General features: G+C 73.6%; 19 protein-coding genes and 1 pseudogene. 11 read left to right on the top strand and 9 right to left on the bottom strand.

Annotation, left to right across the window (positions count from 1 at the left end; genetic code table 11):
- Positions 1-209 precede the first annotated feature (209 nt).
- The 4 genes from CFP65_RS17030 to CFP65_RS17010 all read right to left on the bottom strand — a co-directional run bounded on the left by CFP65_RS17030 (position 210) and on the right by CFP65_RS17010 (position 5063).
- Positions 210-662: a potassium channel family protein gene (locus CFP65_RS17030; RefSeq protein WP_168219608.1), complete on the bottom strand. Its 453-nt coding sequence runs from the start codon at positions 660-662 to the stop codon at positions 210-212.
- A gap of 227 nt (positions 663-889) precedes the next feature.
- Entirely contained in the window at positions 890-2185 is a 1296-nt protein-coding gene (locus CFP65_RS17020; protein WP_174805543.1) for a hypothetical protein, read from the bottom strand.
- Between the two features lie 431 nt (positions 2186-2616).
- The gene (gene tatA, locus CFP65_RS17015) at positions 2617-2892 is read right to left on the bottom strand and encodes a Sec-independent protein translocase subunit TatA (protein WP_104816901.1); all 276 of its coding nucleotides are present in this window, start codon (positions 2890-2892) and stop codon (positions 2617-2619) included.
- 596 nt (positions 2893-3488) lie between these two features.
- Positions 3489-5063, bottom strand: a complete 1575-nt coding sequence (locus CFP65_RS17010) for an MFS transporter (RefSeq protein ID WP_104816900.1) — start codon at positions 5061-5063, stop codon at positions 3489-3491.
- A gap of 110 nt (positions 5064-5173) precedes the next feature.
- Between CFP65_RS17010 and CFP65_RS41815 the strand changes: the two genes are divergently transcribed.
- The 4 genes from CFP65_RS41815 to CFP65_RS16990 all read left to right on the top strand — a co-directional run bounded on the left by CFP65_RS41815 (position 5174) and on the right by CFP65_RS16990 (position 8422).
- The gene (locus CFP65_RS41815) at positions 5174-5773 is read left to right on the top strand and encodes a TetR/AcrR family transcriptional regulator (protein ID WP_104816899.1); all 600 of its coding nucleotides are present in this window, start codon (positions 5174-5176) and stop codon (positions 5771-5773) included.
- Positions 5774-5934: 161 nt separating this feature from the next.
- Positions 5935-7407, top strand: coding sequence for an MFS transporter (locus CFP65_RS17000; RefSeq protein ID WP_104816898.1), 1473 nt, complete (start codon positions 5935-5937; stop codon positions 7405-7407).
- Positions 7404-8069, top strand: a complete 666-nt coding sequence (locus tag CFP65_RS16995) for a TetR/AcrR family transcriptional regulator (protein WP_104816897.1) — start codon at positions 7404-7406, stop codon at positions 8067-8069. Before CFP65_RS17000 ends, CFP65_RS16995 begins: the two co-directional genes overlap by 4 nt.
- Positions 8070-8152: 83 nt before the next feature.
- The gene (locus CFP65_RS16990; RefSeq protein WP_104816896.1) at positions 8153-8422 is read left to right on the top strand and encodes a hypothetical protein; all 270 of its coding nucleotides are present in this window, start codon (positions 8153-8155) and stop codon (positions 8420-8422) included.
- 33 nt (positions 8423-8455) lie between these two features.
- Here CFP65_RS16990 and CFP65_RS16985 read toward each other — a convergent pair whose 3' ends face one another.
- On the bottom strand, positions 8456-8677 hold the full coding sequence (locus tag CFP65_RS16985) for a hypothetical protein (RefSeq protein ID WP_104816895.1): 222 nt from the start codon (positions 8675-8677) through the stop codon (positions 8456-8458).
- A 185-nt stretch (positions 8678-8862) separates the two neighbouring features.
- On the opposite strand from CFP65_RS16985, the pseudogene CFP65_RS16980 reads away from it, so the two are divergent.
- Positions 8863-9866: pseudogene (locus CFP65_RS16980) on the top strand (IS5 family transposase).
- A 57-nt stretch (positions 9867-9923) separates the two neighbouring features.
- Here CFP65_RS16980 and CFP65_RS16975 read toward each other — a convergent pair.
- Positions 9924-10229: a hypothetical protein gene (locus CFP65_RS16975; protein WP_254552218.1), complete on the bottom strand. Its 306-nt coding sequence runs from the start codon at positions 10227-10229 to the stop codon at positions 9924-9926.
- A 71-nt stretch (positions 10230-10300) separates the two neighbouring features.
- Here CFP65_RS16975 and CFP65_RS16970 point away from each other — a divergent pair, with 71 nt between their 5' ends.
- Positions 10301-11380, top strand: a complete 1080-nt coding sequence (locus CFP65_RS16970; RefSeq protein WP_158702018.1) for an IS630 family transposase — start codon at positions 10301-10303, stop codon at positions 11378-11380.
- 131 nt (positions 11381-11511) lie between these two features.
- Here CFP65_RS16970 and CFP65_RS16965 read toward each other — a convergent pair whose 3' ends face one another.
- Complete coding sequence (locus CFP65_RS16965; RefSeq protein ID WP_104816894.1) at positions 11512-13164, bottom strand: class I adenylate-forming enzyme family protein; 1653 nt, start codon at positions 13162-13164, stop codon at positions 11512-11514.
- Between the two features lie 5 nt (positions 13165-13169).
- Positions 13170-14327, bottom strand: a complete 1158-nt coding sequence (locus CFP65_RS16960; protein WP_104816893.1) for an acyl-CoA dehydrogenase family protein — start codon at positions 14325-14327, stop codon at positions 13170-13172.
- 158 nt (positions 14328-14485) lie between these two features.
- Between CFP65_RS16960 and CFP65_RS16955 the strand changes: the two genes are divergently transcribed.
- A complete protein-coding gene (locus tag CFP65_RS16955) occupies positions 14486-15673 on the top strand; it encodes a TetR/AcrR family transcriptional regulator (protein ID WP_158702211.1) in 1188 nt (395 codons plus the stop codon).
- A 66-nt stretch (positions 15674-15739) separates the two neighbouring features.
- Here CFP65_RS16955 and CFP65_RS16950 read toward each other — a convergent pair whose 3' ends face one another.
- Positions 15740-16057, bottom strand: coding sequence for a hypothetical protein (locus CFP65_RS16950; RefSeq protein ID WP_104816891.1), 318 nt, complete (start codon positions 16055-16057; stop codon positions 15740-15742).
- A gap of 364 nt (positions 16058-16421) precedes the next feature.
- On the opposite strand from CFP65_RS16950, the gene CFP65_RS16945 reads away from it, so the two are divergent.
- From CFP65_RS16945 to CFP65_RS16930, 4 genes are all read left to right on the top strand, one after another.
- Entirely contained in the window at positions 16422-18344 is a 1923-nt protein-coding gene (locus tag CFP65_RS16945) for an ATP-binding protein (RefSeq protein ID WP_104816890.1), read from the top strand.
- Complete coding sequence (locus CFP65_RS38980) at positions 18341-20878, top strand: tetratricopeptide repeat protein (RefSeq protein WP_158702210.1); 2538 nt, start codon at positions 18341-18343, stop codon at positions 20876-20878. The genes CFP65_RS16945 and CFP65_RS38980 overlap by 4 nt, the downstream gene beginning before the upstream one ends.
- Positions 20879-21516: 638 nt before the next feature.
- A complete protein-coding gene (locus CFP65_RS16935) occupies positions 21517-22155 on the top strand; it encodes a DedA family protein (protein ID WP_217368166.1) in 639 nt (212 codons plus the stop codon).
- Between the two features lie 300 nt (positions 22156-22455).
- Positions 22456-24168 (top strand): threonine/serine exporter family protein, encoded by a 1713-nt coding sequence (locus tag CFP65_RS16930; RefSeq protein ID WP_104820937.1) that lies wholly within the window; start codon positions 22456-22458, stop codon positions 24166-24168.
- Positions 24169-24202: the final 34 nt, after the last annotated feature.

Genomic DNA, 24202 nt, shown 5'->3' with positions numbered 1-24202 from the left:
GATGTTCATCAGCTGCCCGCCGGTACTGGTCGGCCGACGTCTGTCAGCTGCTCGCCGATGCCGGTCAACGGTCGTCGCCCGTTGGAAATCCGTCATCTGTCAGTCGTTATCTGGCAATCGTCATCGGGTAGCCGTCATCTGTCGGCTGCCATCCGCCAGCGGTCAGTCGCCAGCGGTCAGTCGTCGGCGCGCAGCCGCCATCCGTCCGCTCAACGATGATGGCTCCGGGCCCGGATCTCCACCAGGCTCCGCAGCCGCCGCGTCATCGTCGTCGCCCCGGCGGTCAGGAACACCAGGCTGTAGACGATCTGGAGCATCACCACCACCCGGGCCTCCTGCCCGACCGGCACCACGTCCCCGAACCCGACGGTGGCCAGGGTGATCACGGTGAAGTAGAGCGCGTCCACCCGGGTCCGCAGCCCGTTGAACTGCCCGTCCCGGCTGAGCGCCAGGTACGCCGCCGCGAAGCTCGCCAACGCCACGCAGCTGAGCAGCAGGATGGTGACCAGTGGTCGGCCGGGCAGCCCCAACAGGTCCCGCTGGATCTGACGGATCAGCAGCCCGGCGACCAGGATCAGCACCAGGGCGAACGTGGCCCAGCTGGTCATCGGCCGCTGCGGCCCGAACAGCCCCAGCGGCAGCAGGAAGTACGCCACCGTCACCAGCGCCGGCCCACCCAGCCCGATCGACCACTCCCGGGTCTTCCACCACCCCCGCGCCAGCGCGCCATGCCCTTCATGCCCGCTGGACCCGCCGGGCCTGCCGTACCCGCCGGACCCGCCGCGCCCGCCGGGCCTGCCGTACCCGCCGGACCCGCCCCGCTGTTCCTCGCCCTTCCGAACCGGGCCGCCCCTGCGGCGGCCGTTCCCCCCACTGCCCGGCCGCTCCTTCACACCCCGTCACCCGCCCGTCCGTACGACCCCGGCTCATCCAGGAACTCGAGCAGCCCGAGCACCGCGACCAGCACCAGGCCGATCCAGCCGAGCACCGCGCCGCTCGGATAGTCCCAGCAGACCAGCACGACCACGGCCGCCGCGACGGCCAGCCAGCCGAGCGGCTGCTTCCAGCGGTGGACGAAGCGTCCGACCGGGCCCAGCCGCAGGCCGAAACGTTCGGCCGTCTGCCGGACGGCGGCGAAGGCGGCCTGCCAGAGCTGCCGCAGCTGCCCGGCCCGGCGGCCGGCGCCGCTCAGCCAGGCGCCGAGGGCGACCAGGACGCCGAGCAGGATCACGGCGCGCACGGTCGTCCGGAGGTAGTGGGTCAGGGCGTCGTAGATCGCGGCGGCGGCGTCCTGGTCCACGCCGGCCGGGAGCTTGTCGAGGTAGAGGGCGCGGAAGGCGGTCAGGCCGATGCCGAGCAGGGCGGCGCCGGCGGCCATGCCGAGGGCGGCCGTCACGGCGGCGCGCCGGTGGCGGACGGCGAGCAGGACGCCGCCGACGGCGCAGAGCAGTGCCAGAACGGGGAGCCAGAACCCGGCCAGGTCGAGCAGTCGCAGGCCGGTGCGGGCCTTGGCGACGGAGTCCGACTGCACGAGGGTGAACTCGGTGTGCACCTCGGGGATGTGGGCGGCGGCGCCGATCCCCTCGGCGACCAGACGGTCCTTCACCTGGTCGATCAGCGGGGCCAGGTCGAGCGTCACAGAGTTGCCCTGGAGCTGGACGGCCCCGCCGCCCTGGCCGGTGAGCATCCGGTCCACGGAGTCGTGGGCCTGGCGGTTGACGGTCACCCAGACGGCGGCGAAGGCATCACTGTCCACAACCTTCTCCACCTGGCTGTGGACGAGCGAAGTGAGGCCGTTGGTGAGGGTCGAACCGAGCCTGCCGAGGGCGGCGTCGAGCAGCGGCCGGTCGGCGGGGGCCACCGACCCCAGCAGCGAGTCGACCGGCAGCTGCTGCATCACCACCGTGGTCACCCGGTCGGTCACCGCCGCCCGCACCGCCGGGTCGTTGGCCAGCGGCGCCATCGTCGCCACGTACCGGTCGGTGTCGGTGACCTCGCTCTTCGTCCACGCGGACACCAATCCGAGCGGAGTCAGCACGCAGGCCAGCAGCACCAGCAGCACGGCGCAGAACGACCGCACCCGCCGCCGCCCCACCCGATCGGCGGAGCTTCCACCCGGCGCGACCCGGCCCGATCGCGCCGCCTCCGCCTCCGCCTCCAGCTCACCGACGCGCTCCCGCAGCACGGCCAGCTGGGCGGCTTCGGCAGCCTCGCCGGCGGTGGCAGCGGTGGCAGCGCTAACAGAGTCGGCGGCGTCAGTGAATCGCTCGGGTCCGGCCCCTGGTTCGACCCCGGGTCCGGCCCCCGGTCCGGCCCCCGGTCCAGCCCCCGGTCCGGTCTCGGGCCCGGTCTCGGGACCAGCCTCGGGGCGGCCGTCCGCCATCCGTCACCTCCGGGATCCGGGTACGTTGCACGTGGGTGCCCCCAGGAGATCCCAGATCGGCACTGACGGCCACTCGGCAGCTGACGCCCAGTCGGCCCGGTGGCCCCGCGCCGAGACGGCCGGCCCGGTCCGGGGACGGGTACGACGAAGCCCCCGGCCCGTCAGCTGACGGATCGGGGGCTCGAAGTCCGGTACGAGTCCCGGAGGAGTCCGGTACGAGGACTGTGCCTGGATCAGGCGGTCGTCGTGGACTTCGTCGAGGGCTCTTCGGCCTTCGTGACGTTCGTCGGGGCCACCGCGGGGCGGGCCTGCTCGGTCGAGGCGGCCGTCGAGTTCGCGGACTCGGCCGGGGTGTCCTCGTCGCGGAGCGCCTTCGTCTCGGCCTTCAGGATGCGCATGGACTTGCCCAGCCCGCGCGCCATCTCGGGCAGCTTCTTGGAGCCGAACAGCAGGATGATCACAGCCAGCACCACCAGGAGGTGCCAGGGCTCCAGACCGTTGCGCAGCATCCCTGACCACCGGTCCCTTCGGAATTCTCGCCGTTTCACAGCCGAGCGAGCTTGCCCGGTCTCTTGGCCAGTATGCCTGGCGGCAGCGCCGAACGTATACACCGGTCGGGAAACGGCAGTCAAAGACCAGAAGACGCGTGGGGTGCCACCGCTGCACGTGGCGGGGGCCGCGCAGCGCGGACCGGTACCCGGTGCACCGCCCGGCGATCCGGTGCCACCTGCGAGGACGCGGCGCCCCGAGCTCCCGCCTCGAGCCCCGCACCCGCCCCACCACCCGCACCCGCGCCGCCGGGCCCGTCACCCCGCCGATGCCCGGAGGAGGCCCGCTGACTCCGTCAGATCCGGTCCGGAACGGCCCCGGAAGCACACACCCGGCCCCGGAAGCACACACCCGGCCCCGGCAACGAACACCGCACCCCGGAGTGGAGACGCTCCCGCCGCCTCCGACGACCTGCACCGCCACTCCCCGCCGGACCCGCTGCCCGTCACCGGTGGACGCGAGAGCCCCGGGCCGACGGTGGTCCGTCGCCCCGGGGATCCCCATGACTCGCGTACTCGCGTACTCGCGTACTTGGCTGCTCGCGCCGCCTCCCGCCTCAGGCCGCCAGGTCGACCCCTTCCTCCGACCCGACTGAGATGGCCGCCCCGGCCGCCCCGGCCGAACCCGTCGCGGGCAGGTGCTTGAGCAGGCGGTGCGCGGCCACCGAGCCGCCGATCATGCAGAGCAGCCCGACCACGGCGGCGAGGTGCATGCCGTCGGTGAAGGCGGCGCGGGTGGTGTCGAGGAGCTGGGTGCCGGCCTGGCCGGGGAGCTGGGCGGCGACGGTGACGGCTCCGCCGAGGGTGTCGTGGGCGGCCCGGGCGGCGTCGGCGGACAGGCCCGCCGGGAGTGCGGTGTGCGCCTTGTAGACGGCGGCGCCGGCCGCGCCGAGCAGGGCGATGCCGAGCGAGCTGCCCAGTTCGCTGGCGGTCTCGGAGGTAGCGGAGGCGGCGCCCGCCTGCTCGGCGGGGGCGGCGGAGACCACCATCTCGGCGGTGAGGGTCATGGTGCCGACCGTGCCGGCGGCGAGCACGCCCGCCGCGACCAGGACCAGGGCCAGCGGGGAGTCCGGCGAGACCTGCGTCATCAGGGCGAAGCCGGCCGCGCCGACCAGGAAGCCCCCGGCCATCAGGGGGGCGGGCCGCACCTTGGCGGCCAGCGCCCCGGTCAGCCCGGCGGCGGCGCCGACCCCGACGCTGGGCAGCAGGCCCCAGAGCGCGGCGGCCAGCGGGCTGAACCCCTTCACCAGCTGCAGGTACTGCGAGGTGAAGAGGGTGAACCCCATCATCGAGAACATCGCCACGGTGTTGACCGAGATCGCGCCGGAGAAGGTGCGGTTGCGGAAGAGGGCCAGGTCGACCAGCGGGTGGGCGGCGCTCCGCAGGCGGTGCACCAGCAGGACGGCGGTGCCGAGCCCGGCGGCCAGGGCGAGGACGGGCAGCGGGGCGAGGCCGTCCACGGCCAGCGTCTTCACGCCGTAGACCAGGGGCAGCACGGCGGTGATGGAGAGGACGGCGCCCAGGAGGTCGAAGGAGCCGTGCCGCTCGGCCCGGTACTCGGGCAGCAGGGCGGGGGCCGAGACCAGCACCAGCGCCATCACCGGCACGGCGGCCAGGAAGACCGAACCCCACCAGAAGGAGTGCAGCAGCAGCCCGCCGATCACCGGGCCCAGGGTGGCCCCGGCCATCATTGCGCCGCCCCAGGCGGCCAGCGCCCCCTGCCGCTGCTTGGGGTCGTGGAACATGTTGCGGATCAGCGCCAGCGTCGAGGGCATCAGGGTGGCCCCGGTGACGCCGAGCAGCGCCCGGGCCGCGATCAGCTGCCCCGCCCCGTCGGCGGTGGCGGCCAGCAGCGAGGAGACCAGGAAGCCGGCCGCCCCGAGCAGCAGCAGCTTCCGCCGCCCGATCCGGTCGCCCAGCGCGCCCATCGGGATGAGCAGCCCGGCCAGCAGGAACGAGTACATGTCCATGATCCAGAGCTGCTGGGTGCCGCTCGGCCGGAGGTCGGTGGCGATGAAGGGGACGGCGAAGAAGAGCACGCCCATGTCCATCGCGATCACCAGGGTCGGGAGCAGGAGGACGGCCAGGCCGGTCCATTCGCGGCGGCCTGCGAGGCCGTGGGTTGCGGTCATGCCGATGACTGTACGGACGTGTCAGACGCCTGTCTAGTACGTATGTCTAAATCGATCGTCTCACTCATCCGTGCAAGACATCTGTCCAGGTCCTCGCGTACGCTCGCGGCATGGGAAATCGAGAAGACCTGCTGGCCGGCGCCAAGCACTGCCTCTACGAGAAGGGGTACGGCCGCACCACCGCCCGGGACATCGCCACGGCCGCCGGGGTGAGTCTGGCGGCCATCGGCTACCACTTCGGCTCCAAGGAGGCGCTGCTCAACGCGGCGATGATGGAGGCCACCAAGGAGTGGGGCGAGGCGGTGGACGCGGCGGTCCTGGCGGCGGCCGAGGCGGCGGTCACTCCGGAGGAGCGGTTCGTCGCCACCTGGCGGCGGGTGGGGGAGACCTTCGTCGAGTACCGGGGGCTCTGGGCGGCCCAGTGCGAGGCGATCGCCCAGATCGACCGCACGCCCGAGCTCAGGCAGGTGCTGGCCGGGGCCCAGCGGATGGCCCGGCTCGCGCTGGCCGCGATGTTCCAGGGGCAGCGCGAGGTGCCCGACAGCGAGGAGGAGTACGCGCTCGGCACCTTCTACCAGGCCCTGCTGGCCGGCTACGCGATCCAGTGGCTGCTCGACCCCGAGCAGGCGCCGACCGGCGAGCTGTTCCTAGAGGGCCTGCAGCTCGCCTCCGCCCGGGTGCTCGGTCGGCCGGTGGAGGTCCCGGAGTAGCTCCGGAGTAGGTCTCGGGGCGGCCCCGGTGGGGGCATGCGGGCGCACCGCCGGGGCGCATCGGGGCACCGATGCGGAGCTGATTCTCCGCTTCTGTTAGCCTCCGCGATGCGGAGCAGCAGCTCCGCTTACCTGCTCCGTCCTCGGGGGGACGCACCGCCATGCCACGGACTTCCAGGGCTGCCGCCCGTCCGCGCTACCACCTCACCTTCGCCGTGCTGCTCCTCGGCGTGGGTGCCTACTCGCTGCTCCAGTCGATGGTCGTGCCGGTGCTCGCCACCCTGATGGAGCACCTGCACACCTCGCAGGAGACCGTCACCTGGCTGATGACCGCGTACCTGCTCTCGGCCTCGGTGGCCACCCCGATCCTCGGCCGGATCGGCGACCGGGCCGGCAAGGAGCGGATGCTGCTGGTCACCCTGGTCGCGCTGACCGCCGGTTCGGCGCTGGCCGGGGTCTCGAACAGCGTCGGCTCGATGGTCGTCGCCCGGGTGATCCAGGGGCTCGGCGGCGGTGTGCTGCCGCTCGCGTTCGGGATCATCAGGGACGAGTTCCCGGCCGCCAAGGTGCGCGGGGCGGTGGGCGTCACCGCCGCGCTGACGGCCGTCGGCGGCGGGCTCGGCCTGCTGCTGGCCGGGCCGATCGTCGACCACCTCGACTACCACTGGCTGTTCTGGTTCCCGATGATCATGACGGCGGTGGCCACCGTCGCCACCTTCTTCTTCGTGCCCGAGTCGCCGGTCCGCACCCCGGGCAAGATCAGCTGGGGCGCGGCCGTGCTGCTCTCGGTCTGGCTGGTCGCGCTGCTGCTCGGCGTCAGCGAGGGGCCGGACTGGGGTTGGGGTTCGGCCCGGATCCTCGGTCTGTTCGCCACCGCCGTGGTGGTCGCCGTGCTCTGGGTGCTGGTCGAGCTGCGCTCCTCGGCCCCGCTGATCGACATGCGGATGATGCGGATCCCGGCGGTCTGGACGGCCAACCTGGTCGCGCTGCTCTTCGGCGTGGTGATGTACACCGCGATGACCTTCCTGCCCCAGCTGGTGCAGACCCCGGCCAAGCTCGCCGGGTACGGCTTCACCGCGAGCATCACCGAATCCGGGGTGTACATGCTGCCGATGACGCTGGGCATGTTCGTGCTGGGCGTGCTCACCGGCCCGCTGGCCGCCCGCTTCGGGTCCAAGCTGGTGCTGATCGCCGGTGGCCTGATCACCGTGGCGCCGTTCCTGGTGCTGGCACTCGGCCACAGCCACGGCTGGCAGATCTACCTGGCCTCCAGCCTGATGGGCATCGGCATGGGCCTGGCCTTCTCCTCGATGTCCTCGATCGTGGTCGAGGCCGTCCCGGCCGAGCAGACCGGTGTGGCCAGCGGCATGAACGCCAACATCCGCACCATCGGCGGCGCGATCGGCAGCGGGATCGGGGCCAGTATCCTGGCCAACGGCGTCACGGCCGCGCACCCCTTCCCGACGGACGCGGGGTACACCCGCACCTTCTGGTTCCTGACCGGAGCCGCGGTGCTCGCGGCCGCCGCCGCGGTGCTCATCCCCGCCGCCCGCCCCGGCGGCGCCGGCCGGGGAGCCGGGGCGCCGCAGCCGGGCCCGCAGGCCGCCGCAGACAAGGAGTCCGCCCCCGCATGACCGAAGCCTCCGAAGGCCGCACCACTCCGGAGCCCAGGGCGCTGCGCCGTGACGCGGCGCAGAACCGGGCCCGGCTGCTGGCGGCGGCCTGGGAGGTCTTCGCGGAGCAGGGGCCGGACGCGGGCGTGGACGAGATCGCCCGCCGGGCCGGGGTCGGGATGGGCACCCTGTACCGGCGCTTCCCGACCAAGGACGCGCTGATCACCGCGCTGTACGACGAGATCCTCGAGAACATCCTGACCCACACCCGGGCCGCCGCGGCCGAGCCCTGCGGCGGCACGGGTCTGGAGAGCGTGCTCTGGCACATCGGCACCGTGATGTCCTCGCACCACGGCGGCCTCTCCCGGCTCTGGCAGGCCGTCCCGCCCGACGTGGACACCCAGCGGGCCGAGCTCTGGGCGCTGATGGCCCGGCTGCTCGACCGGGCCCGCTCGGCCGGTGAGGTCCGGACGGACCTCACCCTGACGGACGTCTACCTCGGGGTGCTCGCCATCCGCAGCGTGATCGACGAGACCGCCGCCCAGGCCCCGGGGGCCTGGCGGCGTTACGTCTCGCTGGTGCTGGCCGGCTTCCGCCCGTCCGACACCCCGCTCGCCCACCGTCCGGCGGACGACTCCCTGGTCGCGCGCCGGATCCACCCGCCGACCGAACTCACCGGCTGACCGGCGCGGCAGGTCCCGCCGGCCGTCCCTCCGCCGCACCCCGGCCGGTTGCGAGCTCCCGGGGGCGCCTCGAAGGTGGAGGCATGGCGACCAATCAGAAGTTCATCGGTGGATTCCAGGTCAACCGCCACCTGCTGGCGGCCGGGGCCGCGCTCACGGGCGTCGGCGCGATGATCGGCCTCGCCGGCACGGTGATCGTCGGCGTGGCGCTGGCCTCGGCCGGCCGGGGCTGGGTCCAGCAACTGGAGACCCCGCCCGGCGAGCTGGCGGCCCGCACCCTCAACCAGGCCCGCGCCGCCTCGATGGCCGGCCTGGACGCCTGGCGCCACCAGGGCGAAGCCTCCCCGAACTGACCCGGGCCGACCCGAACTGGCCCGGGCCGACCGTCAGGCCTGGCCGGCTGCCGTGGCGGCCACGGTGTCCACCCGGTCGAGCCTCGGCGAGGGGCCGTGGTGGACGGAGGACCGGGCGAGCGGCCCGGCGCCGTGGTGGGTGTCGGCGGTGGCGGCCGGGGCGGTGACCGCCCCGGCGAGCAGCAGGCCGCCGGTCAGGGCGGTGCCGACCAGGACGGTGCCGATCAGGCTGTGGGTGCGGACGGGTACGGACATGCGGTGGACCTCCGGACAGTACGGACTCGGCGGCCGGGATCGCGCCGCCGAGCCCCATTCGACGATCGCGCCCCGCCCGGCCCGTGCCGCCACGCCGGTCCGCCCCCACTAGGGCACGTATCGGGTTGTGATCACTTTGTGGGTTTCGCCCTCGCGCTCGTGCCTGATCCGGTAGATCGTGTTGTGTGACGCGTGTGCAACTGACCGATGCCGAGTGGGAGTTCATCGAGCCGTACCTGCCGATCGGCGAGTACGGCCCGTACCCCGAGCGGCTGCGCCGCCAGTTCGAGGGCGTGATCTGGCGGTTTCGGACGGGCGGCCAGTGGCGGGAGATGCCGAGCGAGTTCGGCGCCTGGTCGACCGTCCACAACCGCTTCCGGCAGTGGAGGGACGCCAGGGTGTTCGAGGCCCTGCTGGAGGGCGCGATCACGGAAGCCGCCAGACGGGGCGAGGTGGACCTCTCGCTGGTCAGCGTGGATTCCACCACCATCCGGGCCCACCACGACGCCGCCGGGATGCACCTTGACCCCGACACGCTCGCCGACCTGGAGAAGGCCGCCGAGGAGGCGGAGAAGGCCCGGCAAAAAGGGGCGGCCCGCAGGGACAAGACGGACAGGACACCGCACACGACCCGGAACGGGACGAGCTCCGACGCGTCCGACGCAGGCGAAGGCTCCGCCTGAAGGCCGCCCTGCTCGGACGCTCCAGAGGCGGACAGACCAGCAAGGTCCACGTCGCCGGCGAGCGCAGGTGCCGCCCGCTGGCGTTCATTCTGACCGAGGGGCAGGCCGCCGACAGCCCGCAGTTCATCCCCGTCCTGGAGAAGGTGCGGGTCCGCGGGCCCGTCGGCCGCCCCCGCACCCGGCCCGACGCGGTCGCCGGGGACAAGGCCTACTCCTCCCGCGCCAACCGCGCCCACCTGCGCGGTCGCCGTATCAAGGCGGTCATCCCCGAGAAGAAGGACCAGGCCGCCAACCGGAAGAAGAAAGGCAGCAAGGGCGGCCGGCCCGTCAGCCACGACACCGACCTCTACAGGGAGCGGAACACCGTCGAGCGCCTGATCAACAAGCTGAAGGCCTGGCGAGGCATCGCCACGCGATACGACAAGACCCCCGGCAGCTACCTCGCCGGCCTCCACCTCCGCGGCGCGATGATCTGGATCAAAGACCTCACCAAAACCGCCCCGTGATCACAACCGAATACGTGCCCTAGTGCTGCTCCGCGGAAGTTCGTGGAGGGGTGTTGATCAGATAGCCAGTCCGCTGAGGTAGAGGTCGCCCGCGCAGTCGAGGGCTTCCTCGGGGGAGCCGGCCGGTAGTTCGCTGGGCAGGATGTTGTCCTTGTAGCTGTCGCTGCTGGCCAGGTAGAGGGCGAAGCCCCAGGTGTGCAGCACGCCGGTGAAGCGCAGGCGACACAGCGGCAGGCTCTGTCCACCGGGCAACTCGGCTGCCAGGTAGGCGAATCCGGCGCGAAAGCGGACCCCGATGGCGTCCACGTGCGGCCAGCGTTCGCGGGCGTGGCGGTTCAGGCGCTGGCGTAGGTGGTGCTGCATAGATTCCGGCGGATTCTTCGGCACGGGCCCATCCTGCCGGGTGCGGCGGCGGCCCGCCATGATCGTTGGCCGTGCATGGTGGGCGACGGGCGGGGACGGCGGTTGCGGTGGTGCTGGAGGCCAAGGCCCGTGAGCGGCTGGTGAGGACGGTGGCTTCGGCGAAGTCCGAGGTGCGGGTGGTGCTGCGGGCCCGGATCGTACTCGCGGCGGCGGACGGACTCGCCAACGGCGCGATCGCCCGGGAGCTGGACGTCAGCGTGAACACGGTGCGCAAGTGGCGGGGGCGGTTCGCAGCCCTGGGTCTGGGCGGCCTGCGGGACGCCGAACGCTCGGGCCGGCCGCGATCGTACGGGCCCGAGGTCCGCGTGGCGATCGTGGCCACCGCGACCAGCGCGCCGCCGTATCCGGAGTCGACCTGGTCGCACCGGGCCATCGCCCGGCGGGTGGCCGGCACGTGCTTCGCGCCGGTTTCCGCCTCCCAGGTCGGCCGGATCCTGGCCGGCCTAGACCTGAAGCCGCACAAGGTGCGAGGCTGGCTCACCCGGCGGGACACCCCGGACTTCTGGCAGCGGGCCGCCGAGGTGTGCGCCCTCTACCTGGATCCGCCCGAGGGAGCGGTGGTGCTCTCGATCGACGAGAAGACCGCGATCGCCGCCCGCTCGCGCCGCTGTCCTGGGCGTCCCGCGCGGCCCGGCGAGCCGGTCAGGCAGGAGTTCGAGTACCGGCGCCACGGCACGGCTTCCCTCGTGGCCGCGCTCGATGTTTGCACCGGTGAGGTGCTCACCGAGGTGATCACCCGTAACGACGCGGTGACCTTCACCGCGTTCCTGGAGCAACTCGACCGGGCGATCGCCCCAGGCAAGGAGATCCACGTCGTGCTCGACAACGGTTCCTCTCACACGGCCAGACACACCAGAGCGTGGCTGGCGGCCCGCCCGCGCTGGCACGTCCGGTGGACCCCGCCGCACGCCTCGTGGCTCAACCAGGTCGAACTGTTCTTCTCCGCCCTGACCCGCCGGGTCGTGCGGCACGGCGATTTCTCCAGCCGCGACGACCTGATCGATAAGCTGCAGGCCTACGTAATCGGGCACAACGACACCGCAAGGCCCTACCGGTGGACCTACGAAGGCACCCCGCTCAAAGCCGCCTGATCAACACCCTCCACGAACTTCCGCGGAGCAGCACTAGTCATACCCGCGCGGCGCGGCCCTCCGGTGCGGCCCGGTACCGGGTGCGGCCCGGCGCTCCCGCGCGGACGGCCGGACGGTCGGACGGGCCCGCCTCAGCCCAGCTCCTCGCGCAGGGCGCGCTTGAGCACCTTGCCCGTCGCGTTCCGCGGCAGCGGCAGGCTTCGCAGGGTGAGGTGGGCGGGCACCTTGAACGCGGCCAGGTGTGCGGCGACGTGGCTGCGCAGGCCCTCGGCGTCCACGGCGGCGCCGGGGCGGAGGACGACCACGGCGGCGACCTCCTCGCCGAGGGTGGGGTGGGGGAGCCCGAGCACGGCGGCCTCGGCCACCTCGGGGTGGTCGAAGAGCACGCCCTCGACCTCGACGCAGTAGACGTTCTCGCCGCCCCGGATCACCAGGTCCTTGAGCCGGTCGACCACGTAGACCTCGCCGTCCTGGACGCGGGCCAGGTCGCCGGTGCGGAACCAGCCGTTGGCGAAGGCGGCGGCGGTGGCCTCGGGGTTGTTGCGGTAGCCGCGGAAGACGGCCTGGCCGCGCAGTTGGAGCTCGCCGACCTCGCCGTCGGGCAGCGGCCGGCCGCCGGGGTCGGCGATCCGGATCTCCAGGGCGGGGGAGGGGCGGCCGACCGAGTCGGGGTGCTCCAGGTAGCGGGGGCCGACGTTGGCGATCACGCCGCCGCAGGTCTCGGTGAGGCCGTAGCCGTTGCGGGCCTCCACCCGGCCGCCGAACCGGCGGGCCACCCGCCGGGCCAGCTCGGGCGGGGCGGCGGCGCCACCGGTGTTGATCATCCGGAGGGTGGGCAGCTCGGCCCCGGCGGCGTCCGCCGCGTCGAGCAGCCCGAGGGCGGTGGTGGGCACGCCCACGTAGGTGGTGATCCGGTGCTCGGCGATCAGCCGGAGCGCGGTGGCGGCCTCCCACTTGCGCATCAGCACGGCGGTGCCGCCGGCCGACATCAGCGGGAAGAGCGTGGTGAAGGCGGCCACGTGAAAGAAGGGGAAGGTCAGCAGGGCGGTCTGCACGGGTGCGGTGGCCGGGTCGCCGCCGGTGAGCAGGATCGAGGTCGCGGAGAAGAACCGCGGCGAGGTGAGCGCGGCGCACCAGGCGGCCTGGTCGGCCACCACGCCCTTGGGCCGGCCGGTGGTGCCGGAGGTGTAGAGCACGGTCGCCTCGGCCTCGGCCGGGACGGCGCCGAACTCGGCGATGTCGTACGGTACTTCGGTCCGCATCGCGGCGATCTCGGCCACGGTCAGCAGCGGGGTGCGGTGGGTGGCCAGCCAGGGTGCCATCCGTTCGGCGCGCTCCGGATCGGCCACCACCACGCCCGGCTCGCAGTCCTGAAGCGCGTACGCCAACTCCTCGGCCTGCCACCAGGAGTTCAGCGGCACCGCCACCAGGCCGGCCAACTGTGCTGCCCAGAAGGCCAGTTGCCATTCGGGCAGGTTGCGCATGGCGATCACCACCCGGTCGCCCGGCCGCAGCCCGAGCGTGCTGCGGTAGTACCGGGCCAGGGCGGTGGCGGTGGCGTGGTGCTCGGCGAACGTCCAGCTGCCGGATTCGGCCACCAGGAAGGGGCGTTCGCCGTGCACCAGGGTGCCGACCAGGAACTCGCCGAGGGTGCGCGGGGCGTGCCGGTAGCGGAGGCCGGCCGGGGTGCGCTCGGTCTCGAAGGGCATCCCGGGGGCCTGCAGGGCGGCCTGCACGCGGGTGACTTGGCTCAGCGAGTCGGTGGGCCGGTCGGCGGCGGACATGTCGGCTACAGGCCGAGCGACTTGGCGATGATGGTCTTCATGACCTCGCTGGTGCCGCCGTAGATCCGGAAGACCCGGTTGTCGGTGTAGAGCCGGGCGATCGGGTACTCCAGGATGTAGCCGTAACCGCCGTGCAGTTGGAGGCACTTGTCGATCACCTCGGAGGCCGACTCGGTGCAGAACAGCTTCAGCGCGGCGGCGTCGGCCACCGTCAACTCGCCCTGCTGGTAGAGCTCCAGGGATTGGTCGACCATCGCCTGCTGCGCCAGCACCTGGGCCTGGCAGTCGGCCAGGCTGAACTTGGTGTTCTGGAACTCGGCCACGGCCTGGCCGAAGACCTTGCGCTCCTTGACGTACTGGACGGCGAACCGGACGGCCGCCGCCGCCGAGGCGTAGGCGCCGACCGCGATGGCCAGGCGCTCCTGCACCAGGTTGTGGGTGAGGTAGGAGAAGCCCTTGCCCTCCTCGCCGAGCAGGTTCTCCACCGGCACCTTGACGTCGGTGAAGGAGAGTTCGGCGGTGTCGGAGGTGCGCAGGCCGATCTTCTTGAGCTTGCGGCCCACCGCGTAGCCCTCGGAGGTGGTGTCCACGCAGAGGATGGAGAGCCCGGCCCGGCGGTCGGCCGGGTCGTAGGGGGCGGTGCGGCAGATCACCAGCACCAGGTCGGCGAGCACGCCGCCGGTGATGAAGGTCTTGGCGCCGTTGAGCACGTAGTGGGTGCCGTCCGCGGAGAGCTTGGCGGTGGTGCTGATGCCGGCGAGGTCGGAGCCGGCGCCGGGCTCGGTCATCGCGATCGCCGTCATGATGTCACCGGAGACGAAGCCGGGCAGCCAGCGCTGCTTCTGCTCCTCGGTGGCGTACTCCAGGATGTAGGGCAGCACCAGCCCGGTGTGCACCCCGGAGGAGCCGAAGGTGACGCCGGCCCGGGCGCACTCCTCGCTGACCACGGCCTGGTACTTGAAGCCGCTCTCGCCGGCGCCGCCGTACTCCTCGGGCACCTCGATGCCGTACACGCCGAGTGCACCGAGCTTGCGGTAGAAGTCGCGCGGCGGGTGACCGTCGGCCTCCCAGGACTCGTAGACCGGGACGACCTCCTTGGCGATGAAGTCCCGGATGGTCGCGCGGAAGGCTTCGTGGTCCTCGGTGAACACGGTGCGGCGCACGGTGGCGCTCCCTTCGTGGTGCCGGTTGATCGCCAGACAAGTTAATCCCCGGTAGCCAGGTGTGTCCAGCATCGCGGGCCCGGGAAATCAAGCCGTCGGGCTCGGAAAGTGAATGCTTGCTACCCTGGGGCAGGAGCTGTGGAGCAGGGGGTGTGCGGGTGTCCGGTGAGCGTGCAGCGGTACGGCGGCCGCCCGGGCGCCGGGGGTTGATCCTCCAGGTGGCCGGTACGCGCTTCCACCGGTACGGCTACCACCAGACCTCGATGGCCGAGGTGGCGGCCGAGGTGGGCATCACCGCCCCGGCGCTCTACCGGCACTTCCGGGGCAAGCCCGAGCTGCTGCGGCAGGTGCTGCTGCGCGAGCTGGCGGCGCTGCGGTCGGCCGCCCGCGCGGGCGCGGCCGGGCCCGGCCCGCTCTGCGCCGAGCTGGCCGCGGCGGCGGTGGACCACCGGGGGTTCGGCACGCTCTGGCAGCGCGAAGCCCGTCTGCTGCCGGCTGCCCAACGGGCTGCTCTGCGAAGGGAGTTGCGGGCCCAGGTGGCCGAGGCGGCCGGCGTGCTCGGCGCAGCCAGGCCCCAACTGCCCAGGGAGGACGCCGAATTGCTGGTCTGGTCGGTGCTCTCCGCCTACGGCAGCCTCTCGTACCACACCTTCGCGCCACCCCGGCGGCGGTTCGTCCAGCTGCTGCGCGGGATCGGCGAGGACCTGCTGGGCGCCGAGCTCTCCGGCCTGTCGGAGGATCCCCAACCATCGGCAGGGGCGGCCGAGTCGGCGTTGCCGGAGTCGCGTCGCGAGGAGCTGCTGGTGGCGGCCGTCCGGCTGTTCCACGAGCGCGGGTTCGACAACGTCAGCACCGATCAGCTGGGCGCGGCGGTCGGGATCGCCGGGCCGAGCGTCTACAAGCACTTCGCCACCAAGGCCGAGTTGCTGGCCGCCGCGCTGGTGCGCAGCCGCGAGCGGCTCTGGCAGGAGGTGGTCGGGGCGGTCACGGCGGGCGGCCTGGAGGCCGGGCTGCGCGCGTACGTGGACTTCGCCCGGCGGCACAGCCACTACCTGGGTGCGATGCTCAGCGAGACCGAGCGGCTGGCGGAGCCGGACCGCCGGGTGGCGGTGGACTTCCGGCGGGATTTCCTGCGGGTCTGGGTCGGGTCGCTGCAGCGGGCCCGCCCCGAGTTCGACAGCGCGGAGGCCCGGATCCGGGTGCATGCGATGTTCGCCCTGGTCAACGACGGTGTGCGGAACCGGCCGCACAGTCTGCGGCCGGAGCTGGGCGAGTGCCTGGTGCTGCTGGGGCGGACGGTCCTAGGGGTGCCCCGCCCGGTCGACCGGGAGATCGCCGGGGGCTGAACGCGGGGGCGCGCCCCGGGCCTTGGGGCTCGGGGCGCGCCGGTGCGTCCGGGAAGGCGGGCCGGCCTAGTAGAGGACGAACGGGTAGTAGACCTTGTGGGACAGGTTCCCGTTGCCCTGGATCACGCCGATGCCACCGGAGTTGCCCGCGACGCCGACGTTGGTGTTCTGGTTGGCGGCGCCGGAGCCGGTGCCGCTCTGCTGGCTCCCGTTCCCGTTGCCCTCGATGCTGCCGACGATGTTGCCGGAGCCGGTGTTGCTCACCACGCTGCTGTTCGAGTTGTTGTCGGCGCCCGCGCCGTTGTCGGCCGAGGCGGTGCCGATGCCGACCAGGAGGAAAGCCCCGAGGGCGGTGACGGCGGCGGCTGCGCGAATACGGGACACAGTGGTCTCCCTGCTAACTGGTGCGAAATGTGGCGCCGGTGGAGTGGCCGCTCCGGCCCGCGCCGTTCCCTGACGTCGCACGAACAGCATTCCCCACTAGGCCGATTGAGTTCAATGCCAGGCGGCGGCGTTCGCTCGAAGGAGTCACAGCAGAGGGATAACCCCTGAACGAACGGCGGGTGGGGAAGATGTGCGGGAGGGCCGAAATACCCCCGAATGGCCGTGATTTCCGATGTCCGGACCAGCAGTTCGGCTGACCACGATTCGTCAACTCCAGGTTGACCGGGGGAGGGGTCGTCGGGGCCCGGTAGCGGGAATGCAAAATGCTGGTCGGCTGATTGTCTTACTGGCAGGATGTGGTCCCATGTCTGAGGAGCACCGTCCGGAACAGCCGCCCGAGCACACCACTCTGCGTACGACCGAGGTCGATCTCGGCGGCCTGGTCGGGGTCCTGGCCACGCATCTCTACTCCACTCCGCTGGTCGCCCTGCGCGAACTCGTCCAGAACGCCCACGACTCGCACACCCGCCGCGCGCTGGAGGCCCCCGAGGCGGCCGCCGACCCGGTGATCCGGGTGCACGCCGACCCGGCCCGCCGCACCGTCTCGGTCGAGGACACCGGGGCCGGCCTCACCGAGCCCGAGATCCACGCCTACCTGGCCACCGTCGGCACCGGATACACCCGCATGCTCAGGGAGTTGACGGGCAACAAGGAGTTGATCGGCGCGTTCGGGCTGGGCTTCCTCTCCGCCTTCTCGGTGGCCGAGGAGGTCACCGTCACCACCACCTCGCACCGCGAGCCCGCGCTCGGCCACCGGTACCGCAGCCGGGGTGGCGAGCAGTACACCGTGGCGCCCTGCGCGGCCCGCAGCACCCCCGGCACGGTGGTCGAGCTGCTGCTCAAGCCCGAGCACGCCGCGCTGGCCGAGCCCGACACGCTGCGCGAAGTCCTCGCCCGCTACTGCGTGTTGCTCTCGGTGCCGGTCTACGTGGGCGAGGACGAGCGGCCGGTCAACGCTGTGGCGGTGCCCTGGCGGCAGGGGCTGGAGTCGGCCCGGTCGGAGCCCGCCGAGTACGCCGCGCGGATGCGCTTCGCCACCGCCTTCGGCCGCCGCTTCGAACCGCTCACCGCCTTCCCGGTCACCCCCGCCCCCGGCGGCCCGACCGACGCCGTCGGCCTGCTCTGGGTGCAGGACGGCGCCACCTACGGCTCCAGCGACAACCGTGAACTCGCCGTCTACCTGCGGGGGATGCTGCTCACCGAGGACGCCCGCGACCTACTGCCCAGCTGGGCCGGCTTCATCGGCGGGGTGATCGAATCCGACCGGCTCACCCCCACCGCCAGCCGCGAGGACCTCCAGCGTGACGAGCACTACCGCGCGCTCCGGCAGGCCCTCACCGAGGCCGTGGTGGACGGCCTGTACGAGACCGCCCGGCTGCGGCCCGAGGTCTGGCGCCGGGTGCTGGCCCGGCACGGCCAGGAGCTGCTGGGCGCCGCGCTCTGCGAGGAGCGGCTCTTCACCCTGCTCGCCGACGACGTCCCGGTGCCCAGCTCGCAGGGCGAGCTCACCGCCGGCGCGCTGCGGGCGGCCGGCTCCGGCACCGTGCACGTGGCGCTCGGCGGCGAGGGCGGCTTCGAGGAGATGCTCTACCGCGCGATGCGGGTGCCGATCGCCCGGGGCGACCGGTACGCCGTGCTGCCGTTCCTGCGCCGCTACGCCGCCCTGCGCGGCTGCCGGCTGGTCGAACTCGGCGGCGAGAGCGGCACCGAGGAGCTGTTCCGCGAGCCCGACCGCCCGCTGGCCGAGGAGGAGACGGCCTGGCTGAGCGCGGCGCTCACGGGGGAGGGCGAGCAGCTGGTGCCCGCCCGCTTCGACCCGCCCGGCCTGCCGCTGGTGCTCGTCCCGGATCGCGCCGCCCAGCTCAAGGCCCGGCTGGAGGACGGCGCCGCTGCGGCCCGGATCCCCTCCGCCGCGCTCCGGCTGGCCCGCTCCTTCACCGCCCGCACCGACGGCGCCGTCCGGGCCCGGCTCTACCTCAACCTCGACTCGCCCGCCGTCGACCGGCTGCTCACCGCCTACCGCGCCGGGCACACCGGCAGCGCGACGGCGGCCGGGCTGCTCCGCTCGGTCAAGGTGATCATGGCCGCCGCCGGCGCCACCGGCCCGGCCGACTCCGGGGCCGATCTGACGGCGGCGCTGACCGGCATCTCCACCGCCGTCGCGGCCCTGACCGCACCCACCGACCCCCACTCCAGCGAGCACTTCGAGCCGAAGGCGGACGCGTGAGCAGCGACATCTGGGCCTGGGTCCAGGACACCCACGGCTCCCTGACCGAGGCGGGCCACCACCGGTTGGCCGGCGCGATCGCCGAGATCGCCGGGCACGCCGTGGAGGGCCGCGACGAGCAGCTGGACGCGCTCTACCCCGAGGCGCTGGCCTCGGCCCGCGCGCTGGGCCTGCCCTGGGTCGAGGTGTTCCTGCGGCACTGGCGGCTGCAGAGCCTGCTCAACAAGCGCCACCAGGGCGAGGCCGCGCTGGCCGAGGCCGTCTCGCTGCTGGAGTACGCCCACCGCGAGGAGACCGCCGCCTGCCCGCAGTCGGTCTGCGCGGTGCAGGACTTCACGATCTGCCACGCCAACATCGACGGCCCCGGTTACGTGCCCGAGCGGCTCGCCGTGCTGGAAGAGACGCTGGCCCGGGTCGAGCCCGGCCGGGCCTGCTTCGACTGCCTCTCCCGCGAGTACGCCGACACCCTGGAGGACGACGCCCGGCCCGCCGACGCACTCGCCCACCTCGACCGGGCCCAGGGCCGGATCCAGGCCGCCGGCGGCGCCGTCTCGCTGGCCTTCGGGCACAGCCGGGCCTCCGCACTTCGACGGCTCGGCCGCCAGGAGGAGGCGCTGGCCGCCTACGACACCGCCGAGCTGGCCGAGATCTCCGCCGGGCGCAGACCGGACGAGGACGACACCCGCAAGCTCGCGGTCGGCCGCGCCCTGCTGCTGGCCGAGCTCGGCCGCCACGAGGCCGCCCTAGAACTCCTGCCGGAGCCCGGCGAGGCCGACCGCTACCCCGACATCCGGCACCGCTGGGCCGCCGCCGTGGAGGCCCTGGTCAACGCCGGGGCCCACCCCAACGACGCCGACCTCGGCGCCCGGCTGGCCCGCTGGGCCGGCTACCTCGACCGCGCCGGCTCCCACCGCCCCTGCCTCGACCTGCTGTTGACGGCCGCCCGGCTGGCCGTCCGGCGCGGCGCCCGCACCATCGCCCTCACCCTCTGCGGCGAGGCCGACCGCAAGCTCGCCCAGCTGCGCCGCACCGAGGGCGTGACCGACCGCCTGGCCGAGACCCGCAGCGCGGCCCTCGCCCTGCCCCGCCCCGAACTCCCCGCCACCGACCTGCTCCCCTGGCTCACCGACCTGCTCACCACCGCCCCCGACCAGGCCGCCGACCTCCTCACCACCGACCCCGAACACGCCGCCGACCTGCTCGACGCCACCCGCACCCGCCTCCCCACCGACCCCACCGCCACCATCCACCTGGCCACCACCCTCGCCACCCTCGGCCTCGACCGCCCCGCCACCGACCTCCTCTGGCACCGCCTGACCCCGCCGGGGGCCGAGGGCGCCTCCGACGGCCGGTCCGTAGCGGGGGTGGGCTCCGGCGGCGGGCCCGGCACGGTGAGCGAAACCGATCCCGCAGTCGCCGCAGCCGCAGCCGCCGCAGCCGCCTCCGGCCTCACCCACTCCACTGCCTCCGCTCCGCCTCCCACCGCCCCTGGCGCCCGCACCGGTGAGGTGGAGACCTCCCGGGTGCTCGCCGAGTTGCTGGTCCGGGCCGGGGACGGCGACGGGGTGCGGCGCCTGGCCGAGTGGCAGCTGGGCGGCAGCCCGGCCGACGCGCACTGGACGCGGGCCCGGTGGGCGGCGGCCGAGGGGCGGTGGCGGGAGGTGGTGGAGCAGTGCACCGCGCTGCTGGTGCTGCGGCCGGAGGCGGTCAACGCGCGGCGGCTGGCGGCCTCGGCCGCGACCAGGCTCGGCGAGCACGGTGAGGCCCAGCGGCTGCTGCAGGAGCTGCTGGAGCACGCGCTGCCCGCCGGGCAGGCCGGCCCGGACGAGCTGCACCGGACCGTCCAGGAGCCCGACCTCTGGGGCCTCGTCACCGCCGCCTCGGCCAACCGCGACTGGGCGGTGGTCCGCTCCGCCGGCGCCCTGCTCGGGCTGGACTTCGAGCAGGAGAGCGGCCCGGTGGAGGAGGAGTGGCAGCTGGTCACCGTCCGGACCACCCGGACCAACGGCACCGTCACCGACCTCCCTGCCCTGCGCACCGGCCCCGCCACCGCCCGGATCCTGCCGGTGCTCGGCGAGGAGGTGCCGCTCAACCACCGCGACCTGGTGGTCTTCGCCCCGGCCCGGCTCAACGAACTGCCCGCCCCGGGCGAGGCGGAGGGCTGGCGGCCGGTCTTCGAGCTGCTCACCCTGCTCGACCCGGCCGGCTGGACCACCTACTGGCTGGACGGCGTCTGGCCCGGCGAGTCGCAGTGGCTGGAGCTGCGGGACGAGCTGCGCGCGGCCGGCTACGCGGTCTGGGTCTACAGCGGCCCGGAGTACGCGGTCGCCGACCCGGCGGACCCGGACGGAGCCCTCCCCGGCATCTACGCGGCCCTCGGCGTCCCACCCACCGGCTCGGCCGCCGCCGCCGACACCGAGCTGCACCGCCACACGGCCGCCTGGATCCACCCCCTCTGCTGGACCGACCTCGCCGAAGCCGCCGGCGCGGACCCCACCCCCCACCACGAGACGGCCGAACGCTACGGACTCTGACCAGCCGCACCACGACGCGGACCCCGGCCGCCGCCGCACGGGCCCCGCCCGGCCGCGCCGCCGCCACACGGGCTCCGCCCGACGCCGACGCGGCCCTGACCGGTGACGTTGTCCCGGGCTGCGCCGGGCTGCCGTCGCGAGGCCCGGCCGGCGTCGCTGTGCTCCGCCGGGCTGCGCCGTCTTACGGGCTCCGCCGGGCTGCGCCGACGCGGCCCTGACCGGTGACGTCGTCCCAGGCTCCGCCGGGCCGCGCCGCCGCCCCCGGCCGGCGTCGCTGTGCTCCGCCGGGCTGCGCCGTCTTACGGGCTCTGCCCGGCTGCGCCGACGCGGCCCTGACCGGTGGCGTCGTCCCAGGCTCCGCCCGGCCGCGCTGCCAAGCGGGCTCCCCCCGCCTGCGCCGCCGCGAGCCTGGCCGGCGTCGCTGTGCTCCGCCGGGCTGCGCCGTCTTACGGGCTCCGGCCGGACGCGCCGACGCGGGCCCCGGCCGCCGCCGCCGTACGGGCCCTGCCCGGCCGCGCTGCCAAGCGGGCTCCGGCCAGCGCCGCTCCGGGCCCTGACCAGCGACGCCAGGGCAACCCTTGGTCATTGCTTTACTATTCCTTTGCCAAGTGTCGCCGCGCCGTCAGGAGTCCCTGCCCGTGACCACCAGCCTCTCGCTCGGCCCCGACTGGCTCGATCCGACCACGCTGATCTCCACCTTCGGGCTGATCGGCATCCTGGCGATCGTCTTCGCCGAGTCCGGCCTGCTGGTCGGGTTCTTCCTGCCGGGCGATTCGCTCCTCTTCACCGCCGGGCTGCTGGTGGCCGGCGGCACGCTGCCGCAGCCGCTCTGGCTGGTGGCCGGGCTGGTGGTGGTGGCGGCCGTGGCCGGCGACCAGGTGGGGTACGTGTTCGGGCGGAAGGTCGGGCCGGGGCTGTTCAGGCGGCCCGACTCGCGGCTGTTCAAGCAGGAGAACGTGGTGAAGGCGACCGGGTTCTTCGACCGGCACGGGCCCAAGGCGATCGTGCTGGCCCGGTTCGTGCCGGTGGTGCGGACGTTCACGCCGGTCATCGCCGGGGTGGGCGGCATGGACTACCGGCGGTTCGTCCGGTACAACGTGCTCGGCGGAGTGCTCTGGGGTGCCGGTGTGACGGTGCTGGGGTACTTCCTGGGGCAGATCGCCTTCGTCCGGGACAACATCGAACTGATCCTGGTCGGCATCGTGCTGGTCTCCGCGGTGCCGGTCGCCGTCGAGCTGCTGAGGGCCCGTCGGGCGGGCCGCCCGGCCGTGGACTGAGGCCGTACCGGGCGCCACCGGCCGGGCCGGGGCGAACTGTCCGTTTCGTACATGTGCGTCCGCGCCGCCTTTCGGGCAAGGTGGGGCACGACGAGCGAGACGGTGACCGGTGGTCACCAGGGGCGGCGAGGAGAGGCAGTGCCGAAGCGGGGCCGGGGTCGACCGGGCGGCGGCAAGAAGTTCAGGGGCGGGACGCCGGAGCGGCCCGCCCCCGTGGCGCCCCGGGACGCCCCGCCCACCGAGGGACTGCTGGGCCCGGACACCCCGCCGGTGGAGACCACCGTCTCGGTGCCGCTGGTGATGCCCCCGGCCGAGACCGAAGGCCTGCTCCGACCGGCCATCCAAGAGCCCGAGCCGGAGCCGGAGCCGGAGCCCGAGCCCGAACCGGCCCCGCTGCGCCGGACCCCGCCGACCATGTCGGTGGCCGAGGACACCCTCTCCGACGAGGAGTGGCGGGCCGTCGGCTACTCGATGCCGCCGGGCGCCGGCCCGCTCACCCCGCCGACCGGTATCGACGTGAGCGCCCTGCGCAAGGGCGCCCCCGGCGCCGCCCCCTGGCCGGACCGGATGCGCACCCTGCTGCGCACCCCGATGGCCGACCGCCCGGCCTACGAGCGCACCCAGCGCGAGCAGAAGCCCGAGGCGGCGCTCAAGAACGTGCCCCGCATCCTCGACCTGACGCTGCGCATCGGCGAGCTGCTGCTGGCCAGCGGCGAGGCGGCCGAGGACGTGGAGGCCGCGATGCTCGGCATCGCGCACGCGTACGGCCTCGACCACTGCGAGCCGCAGGTGACCTTCACGCTGATCGGCATCTCCTTCCAGCCCTCGCTGGTCGAGCCGCCGGTCACCGCCGACCGGGTGGTCCGGCGCCGCACCTCCGACTACACCCGGCTCGCCGCCGTCTACCGGCTGGTCGCCGACATCACCGCCGAGCGGCTCTCGGTCAACGACTCCTACCGCCGGCTCGCCGAGATCCGCCGCAACCGGCACCCGTACCCGACCTGGCTGCTGGTGCTGGCCACCGGGCTGCTGGCCGGGGCGGCCACCTTCCTGGTCGGCGGCAAGGTGGACGCCAAGGCCTGGCTGGTCTTCGCCAACGCCTTCGTGGCCGCGATCCTCGGCGACCGGCTGGCGGCGACGATCGCCAAGCGCGGGCTGCCGGAGTTCTACCAGTTCGTGATCGCCGCGATGCCCGCCGCGCTCTCCGGGGTGATCCTGACCAGCCTGCCCGCCAACGGGCTGCGCGGCTCGGTGGTGATCACCGGTGGGCTGTTCGCGCTGCTGCCCGGACGGGCCCTGGTGGCCGCCGTCCAGGACGGCCTGACCGGCTTCTACATCACCGCCGCGGCCCGGCTGCTGGAGGTGCTCTACCTGGTCGCGGGCATCATCATCGGCGTCATGTTGATCCTCTACGCGGGGCTGAGCATCCACACCAAGTTCAACCCGGGCGAGAGCCTGGGCGGGGTGGACAGCGACCCGACCGTCCGGCTGGTCGCCGCGATGGTGCTCACCGCGGCCTTCGCGATACTGCTCCAGACCGACCGCCGCAATCTCGCCTTCGTCACCCTCAACGCCTGCGTCGGCTGGTCCGTCTTCGGCGTGCTGACCCGCAACGCGGGCGTCTCCGCGATCATCGCCACCGGCATCGCGGCCGGCCTGGTCGGCCTCTTCGGCCAGCTGATGGCCCGTTACCGGGCGGCCTCCTCGCTGCCGTACGTGACCGCCGCGCTCGGCCCGCTGATGCCCGGTTCGGCGCTCTACCTCGGCATGCTGGCCTTCACCCAGAGCCAGCCCGACGTGGGCCTGGCCTCGGTGGCCCGGGCGGCGGCGATCGCGCTCGCGCTGGCCGTCGGGGTGAACCTCGGGGGCGAGATCGCGCGTCTGTTCATGAAGCTGCCCGGCCGGGCCACCGGCCTGCGCGGCCCCGGCGTCGGCACGCCGGGCGCCGACCGCTCGCTCGCGCCGTACCTGCTGGTGCCGCGCCGGGCGGCCAAGCGCACCCGGGGGTTCTGACCGGGCGTTGTACCGGATGCCACCGACGGGAAGG

The sequence above is a fragment of the Kitasatospora sp. MMS16-BH015 genome, from assembly GCF_002943525.1.
Classification (GTDB): domain Bacteria; phylum Actinomycetota; class Actinomycetes; order Streptomycetales; family Streptomycetaceae; genus Kitasatospora.
Note: the sequence above shows the minus strand (reverse complement) of the source record. Positions and strands in the feature narration are given on the sequence as shown.